This window comes from Georgenia ruanii (assembly GCF_009193175.1).
In the GTDB taxonomy this organism is placed as follows: domain Bacteria; phylum Actinomycetota; class Actinomycetes; order Actinomycetales; family Actinomycetaceae; genus Georgenia; species Georgenia ruanii.
In genome coordinates, this window is the sequence record NZ_VUKE01000005.1 from 228,682 (window position 1) to 235,039 (window position 6,358).

At 68.8% G+C, this 6,358-nt stretch carries 6 protein-coding genes and 1 pseudogene; 4 read left to right on the forward strand and 3 right to left on the reverse strand.

Annotation, left to right across the window (positions count from 1 at the left end; genetic code table 11):
- Nucleotides 1–72: 72 nt before the first annotated feature.
- Entirely contained in the window at nt 73–516 is a 444-nt protein-coding gene (locus GD880_RS07675) for a hypothetical protein (protein WP_152231026.1), read from the reverse strand.
- Between the two features lie 404 nt (nt 517–920).
- Between GD880_RS07675 and istA the strand changes: the two are divergent.
- Both istA and istB read left to right on the forward strand, forming a co-directional pair.
- Nucleotides 921–2,472 (forward strand): annotated as a pseudogene (gene istA / locus GD880_RS07680) (IS21 family transposase).
- Nucleotides 2,469–3,281, forward strand: a complete 813-nt coding sequence (istB, locus tag GD880_RS07685; RefSeq protein ID WP_152231027.1) for an IS21-like element helper ATPase IstB — start codon at nt 2,469–2,471, stop codon at nt 3,279–3,281. The pseudogene istA and the gene istB overlap by 4 nt, the downstream one beginning before the upstream one ends.
- Nucleotides 3,282–3,363: 82 nt before the next feature.
- Here the strand turns inward: istB and GD880_RS07690 are convergent, their stop codons facing one another.
- Entirely contained in the window at nt 3,364–3,567 is a 204-nt protein-coding gene (locus GD880_RS07690; protein ID WP_152231028.1) for a hypothetical protein, read from the reverse strand.
- A 272-nt stretch (nt 3,568–3,839) separates the two neighbouring features.
- Nucleotides 3,840–4,418: a GrpB family protein gene (locus tag GD880_RS07695; RefSeq protein WP_152231029.1), complete on the reverse strand. Its 579-nt coding sequence runs from the start codon at nt 4,416–4,418 to the stop codon at nt 3,840–3,842.
- A gap of 914 nt (nt 4,419–5,332) precedes the next feature.
- Between GD880_RS07695 and GD880_RS07705 the strand changes: the two genes are divergently transcribed.
- Both GD880_RS07705 and GD880_RS07710 read left to right on the forward strand, forming a co-directional pair.
- Nucleotides 5,333–5,812, forward strand: coding sequence for a hypothetical protein (locus GD880_RS07705; RefSeq protein WP_193314404.1), 480 nt, complete (start codon nt 5,333–5,335; stop codon nt 5,810–5,812).
- 180 nt (nt 5,813–5,992) lie between these two features.
- Nucleotides 5,993–6,235, forward strand: coding sequence for a hypothetical protein (locus GD880_RS07710; RefSeq protein WP_152231031.1), 243 nt, complete (start codon nt 5,993–5,995; stop codon nt 6,233–6,235).
- Nucleotides 6,236–6,358 lie beyond the last annotated feature (123 nt).

Sequence of the window (6,358 nt, forward strand, 5' to 3'; positions counted from 1 at the left end):
CCAGAGCGAGTGAGATCCGAGGGCGCCTGGCCTTAGGCGAGCCGTATCTCGCACACGTTGCCGGTCGGCTGGTCATTGAGCGTGCTGCAGCTGCAGCCTCTGAGCACCGACAGGCGGTTCCGGCACATAGACCCACGACGCGGACCATTCGGTACCGTCCCCGGCAACCCGACCGGATTCCAGCCGGTATTCAGTGCCCATGTCGTCAACGACGATGGCCTTCACGGGCGAAAGGGCCAAGTCCCCCGGCATCGTCGGCATGTCGCCGGCCGCCTCCTCGCCATGCGCCTTCGTCCGGTCGACCCACGCGGCGCGGGCTCTGAGGAAGGCAACGTCGCGCTCCTGAGTCTCCGGCCCGCGAACGCCCTCGAAGCTGATCCGTATGCCCTTGCCACCACCGCGGTAGGTCGGGCTCGGCATGACGTCAGTGTCGAGATCGACACCCGCGAAGCGCACATCGATGCCATCGCTGGTCGCGACGATGAGATTGGCCGGAGCGGAGACGATGATCGACATGCGAGCACCGTAGGGGTTGAAAGGCCGCTCTACCTGGTTCATGTTGGGTTTCGAAGACGGGGTAACTCCCGTCTCCCGAATATCCGGCTCTACCAGTCTAGGTAATCGGTAGGTACGGGAGCAGCACATGCAACAACTCTCGCTGCCGAGCGATGCTCACTTGCTCTGCGTGCGGTGGCGGCCGCGCCACAGCCAGCGACGGACGGCATAGACTGTCGGCGGCCACGAGAAACTGCCCGGAGGCGGCCAGATAGCTGCCCGGTGGCGGACATGAAAACTGCCCGCTGACGGCCATGGGATCTGCCCGACACGACATTCCTGCCCTGCCGCGCTGACGCGGTTGTGGGCCCCTCCTCGGGTGCGATGGCGGTGCTGAAGCGCCCATCGCCCCGAGGAGGGACAACGTGAAGTCTGCCGAGGAGATCATGGAAATTCTCGAAGCGTTCGATCTGACAGGTTCGTATCGGGACGCCGGCGAGCTCGCCGGGGTCTCCCACCACACCGTCGCCCGCTACGTCGCCGCCCGTGACGCGGGGCGGCTGACGGACAAGCCCGCCGCGCGCCCGCAGCTGATCGATGAGTTCTTGCCCAAGGTCGAGGAGTGGGTGGAGAAGTCTCGCGGGAAGGTCCGCGCGGACGTCGCCCACGAAAAGCTCCTCGCCGCGGGCTTCACCGGCTCAGAGCGCACGACCCGCCGGGCGGTCGCGGCGGTGAAGAAGGCCTACCGGCTCGGCCACACGAGGGTCCACCGGCCCTGGATCACCGAGCCCGGCCTGTGGTTGCAGTACGACTTCGGCGACGGGCCGGTGATCGACGGGGCCAAGACCGTGCTGTTCTGCGCCTGGCTGGCCTGGTCGCGGTTCCGGGTCGTGCTGGCGATCCGGGACCGGACCGCCCCGAGCGTGTTCGCCGCCCTGGACCAGGTCTTCCGCCGCCTGGGCGGGGCACCGACGTACGTGCTGACCGACAACGAGAAGACCGTCACCGTCGAGCACGTCGCCGGGATGGCGGTGCGTAACCCGCAGATGGTCGCCTTCGCCCGCCACTACGGGGTCACGGTGCTCACGTGTGAGCCGGTCGACCCGGCGAGCAAGGGCGGGACGGAGAACACGGTCAAGCTCGCCAAGGCCGACCTGGTGCCCAAGGACACCAACCTGCTCCCTGGCTATGGCTCCTTCGCCGAGCTCGAGGCGGCCTGCGCGGCGTTCGGCGAGCAGGTCAACGCCCGGGTCCACCGCGTCACCCGGCGGGCGCCGGCCGAGATGCTGGCCGAGGAGCAAGCGCGGTTGCACGCCCTGCCGCAGGCGCCGCACACCATCGCCTTCGGCACCACCCGGCAGATTCCCGTCAACACCCCGATGGTCTCCTTCGAGTCGGGCCAGTACTCCGTGCCACACCACCTGCTGGGCGAAACCGTCTGGGTCCGCACCCACGGGACCGGCGCCGACTGAGCGGGTCGTCATCGTCCACCTCGGTGACGCCGGCCCGGTCGAGGTCGCCCGCCACCCGCGCGCCACCCCGGGGTCCCCACGGCTCGATGACGCCCACTTCCCGCCCGCCCCGGCGGGCGCCCTGGCACGGCAGCCGCGGGCGAAGAGCGCCGCGGAGGCGGAGTTTCTCGCCCTGGGCGACGGGGCGCGGCTGTGGCTGACCGAGGCTGCCGCGGCCGGCACGGGCAAGATGCGGGTGAAGATGGCCGAGGCGGTGTCCCTGGCCAAGCTCTTCGGGCCCACCGAGGTCGACTGGGCCCTCGGCCACGCCGCGGTCCACGGCCGCTTCGCCGAGGCCGACCTGCCCTCCATCCTGGGCCACCACGCCGGCGGCGAGGTCGGCAAGGTTCACCGAGCCGCAGAGGACCGCTCCCTGACGCAGGGCACCTCGGCCTGGGCCGCCCTCGGCCAACAACCACCACCCGCCACCGATGCCGGTACCGGGGAGAAGGAGACGGCTCGATGACCACCACCACGACGCCGGAGAAGACCGTCCCGGCCCTCGGCGTCCCGTCCGCCCCGCCGCTGCCCGAGGACCTCGAAGCGCTCCTGCGGCGCCTGCGCCTGCCGCACATCCGCCGCCACGCCCCCGAGGTCGTGGCCACCGCCAAGGCGCAACGCTGGGAACCCGTCGAGGTGCTCCGCGCCCTGTTCACCGAGGAGGCCGCCGGCCGCGAGCGTGCCGCCCTGGCCACCCGCCGCACCGCGGCGGGGTTCCCCACCGGGAAGACGTTCGAGGCCTGGGACCCGGCCTTGTCCTCGATCCCGGTCCCGACCCAGCAGGCCCTGCGCACCCTGGAGTGGGTAACCCGCAAGGAGAACCTCGTCCTCTGCGGACCCTCGGGCACCGGCAAGACCTTCCTGCTCGAGGCCCTCGGCCACCACGCCGTCGAGCAAGGCCTGAAGGTCTCCTGGTTCACCCTCGAAGACCTCGGCGCCCTCCTGCGCCGCCACCGCGCCGACGACACCGTCACCAAGGCCATCGCCCGAGTGCTACGCGCCGACCTGATCATCGTCGACGACATCGGCCTGCTCCCGGTCGCCACCGACGCCGCCGAGGGCCTCTACCGCCTCGTCGACGCCGCGTACGAGAAACGAGCCATCGCGATCAGCTCCAACCTCCACCCGGCCGCCTTCGACGAGCTCATGCCCAAGACCATCGCCACCGCGACCGTCGACCGGCTCCTGCACCACGCCCACGTCTGCCAGACCACCGGCGAGTCCGTCCGCCTGTCCCAGGCCCTGTCCGGTCGCGGGGTGAGTCCCTTGGCCTGACACCCCAGGCCGGTGATGGCCAACACTGGGCAGATCCCATGGCCATCACCGGGCAGATCTCATGACCGCCACCGGGCAGGTCTCACGACCGCCCCTGGGCAGTTCTCACTGTCCCTTGACAATAGACGGCGAAGACGAGCGCGCCCGCGCTGAGCAGCCGCGCAGCGGCGACGCCGACCGCCGGTCCCGAGGTGCAGTAGCTCTCCGCTGGGAAGTCGATCGCGTAGTCCACGCAATCGGCAGCCTCATAGCCGAAGGCCGCGGCTGGTACGACTACGACGGTCACCAGCCCTCCGGCGAGCCACCCCCATGCCCTCCGAGGCTTCTCGTTCCTCGCCATGACGAGATGCTCATGACCAGGGCGCGCCAGCAGGTCGACTCCCGCCTCGTTGATATCCGGCTCTACCAGTCGACGAGAGCGAAACAGATGCGAGGACTGTCGCCGCCCCACCCGAAACGACAAGCACCGTTTCGCCACGTCCAACTGCGAGAACTCAGCGAGGACCCGCCTGATCGGCGGCGATGCGTCCTGGCGAGCGTCCTGGCGCCCTGAGCGAACTACCTCGTGGCGAGCCGAGAACGGGCGTGTCCCTTGATCTTTTCGATGACCGCAGTCTTCGCATCGGCGTAGGCGTTCATGTCGGGCCAATCGCGTCTCGTCAGATCCCGCTTGGTGGACTCGTAGAGCTTGCGGTCTGCCCGGTCGGTCCGCAGGTGGTCTCGCAGGAGTAGGTAGTCGCCAGCTGCTGGGTCGTCGAGCTCGAGGATGTGGATGTGCACGTCGCGCTGCTCGGTACGAACCATTCGATGGCCCGGCTCGCGAACGCGCAGCACATAACCTGATGCGACCAACGGTTCGAGGTAATCCTCTTCCGCGGTGATGTCGGTCACCGTGACCAGGATGTCGATGATCGGCTTGGCAGCGAGACCAGGGACCGACGTAGATCCGATGTGCTCGACTGCGACCGCGGCGCCCCCAACCGCATCCCGTACACGAGCCTCATGCACGGCGTACTGGCTCGCCCATGTCGGGTCGTACTCGGCGAGGAACAGCTCGCGCTTCTCCACGCCGCCAACGAGTTCAGTTGCGGTGACGTCGTCCCGACGCCGCATGCGGATCTTGCGAGGCTCGTCCATTGGCATGAGGTTACTCAGCCAGCTCCCGGCTCACCCCCTCCACCCCGACGGTGCTGTGGGCCTGGGAGCTCGAGCGCCCCTGTGGCTGAAGCCGGTGTTCACGGCGACCACTCCCCTGCCCCGCTCGAGGAGGCGCCGGACGGCTCCGGCTTGCTCAACTAAACCCGGATGCACGACAAACATAGGTATGCCTATTCCTGCGCCCTCAGTGGGAATACGCCGATCGGACAATGGGAAAGAATCAAGACGCCCCGGCCCGCACGACCGTCATGGGCCGCTGGCGACGAAAGTATAGGAAGCATCACCGCCCGGGCCCCGGCCCATCAGGTCCACAAAGTATGGCCCTCCCGGCGGAATGCCGAAGGTGGCAGTCCGCCGTTCGAGTGCTCGACTGGTAATTCGTCTCCCGTTCCGAGCCCAGCTTCCGGGTTGGCAGATGCCTGGCGTGCCATTGCCTGCCAGTGCCAGCCGTCTTTTCCAGACATCACGTGGATCTGGTCCATGACGACGCCGACGTCAACGGGATCGGCGGGTGGGGCGCCGTCCCAGCAGGACCCTCCGAACGCATCGTTGATACAGGCGGACCACGCTGTGAGCCCGAAGCGGGATCCCCCGTTCGATATCTCGATGGTGGGTGCCGCACGCCGGTCCCCAGCAGTGTCCGCGGGTCGGGCCATGCTGCATGCAGACAGGAGCAGCACCAACGCGACGCTCGAAGGCCTGCAGGTGCTCATGGAGTCAAGGTAGGGCCGCGCGGTAGGTGCCGGTACTCCCCCGTAGGCGCGCATAGTGGCGCAGCAATTTGCGCATCGCCGACCTGTGAGAACGGGTGTGGGTCCTCGTCCGCGGCGGCGATGGGGCGGACGACGCGCGCGGGCACCCCGGCCGCGGGGACGCCCGCGGGGATCGACCGCGTGACCATGCTGCCCGAGCCGACGACGCTGCTGCATGTGCTGCTCACCCCGCCGCACCGCGCCTCTTCGGCTCGCCGCTCGTGGATCATGCAAGGTATAAGCACCCTGGCCGCCTCCACCGTCGCACTCGCGTTCCTGATCCTGCTCCCGGGCTGCGCGATCCCCGGGGGTGTTCCGGCCCGGGAACCGGATGCCACCGGGGTCGTCCGCTTGGGGAGCCGTCCGGGCGACGCGGCCCTGATCGAGTCGAGCGACAGCTACTTCGAGGGCGTGATCCTGCTGAGCGGCCGTCCACCCATCGTTCGAGGTCAGCGCGATGCACGGATCGAGGCGTCAGATCTTGAGCCCGGTGACCGCGTCGAGGTGTGGGTCGGGGATGTGTGTGCCGAGTCTTGCCCCGTGCAGTGCGAGATTGAAGCGCTGCGGGTGCTGCCATGGAGAAGGTGGCGATTGCCCCCAGCAGCCGGTTTCCTCCGCTGACTCCCCTCCGGCCCGAGCGACGTCGGCCAAGGATGGGGGGCCACCAGGAAGTCGGCCCGGACTGGTTTCACTCCCCTGCCGCCGGCCCCCTTAGCGAGCAGGCGTGAATTCTTCTGGCGATCCAGGGATGGCCCTGTCACGTTTGCCGAGGGCCATCACGTCGAGACGCGGGGAGGCGGCATGGCAGGTGACCGACGCGGCTGGGAGCTCCGGTTCGGGATCTGGGCCACTGAGCAGCAGGCCCATGCCCTGCTCGAGCGGGTCCATCGGCTCCTGTGTCCCGATCCGGACCACGCGCCGCCATGTCCGATCCCCTGGGAGAGCGCCATCGGCCCGATCGACCACGCGGAAGCCGGACGCTACAGGGCCCTGCTCGACCAGGTTGCGATCGAGGATCCCGATGAGGTGCGACGGCGCACCTAGGAGCGTGGGTCAGTAACACGCCAGGGGTGGTCCGCTATTGATGGGCTTGTCGGCGGGAGAATCGGGGAGTGAGCGGCGAGGGGTTGTTCGAGGCGGGTCCGTTTCGGGTGGGGCGGGTCGGGG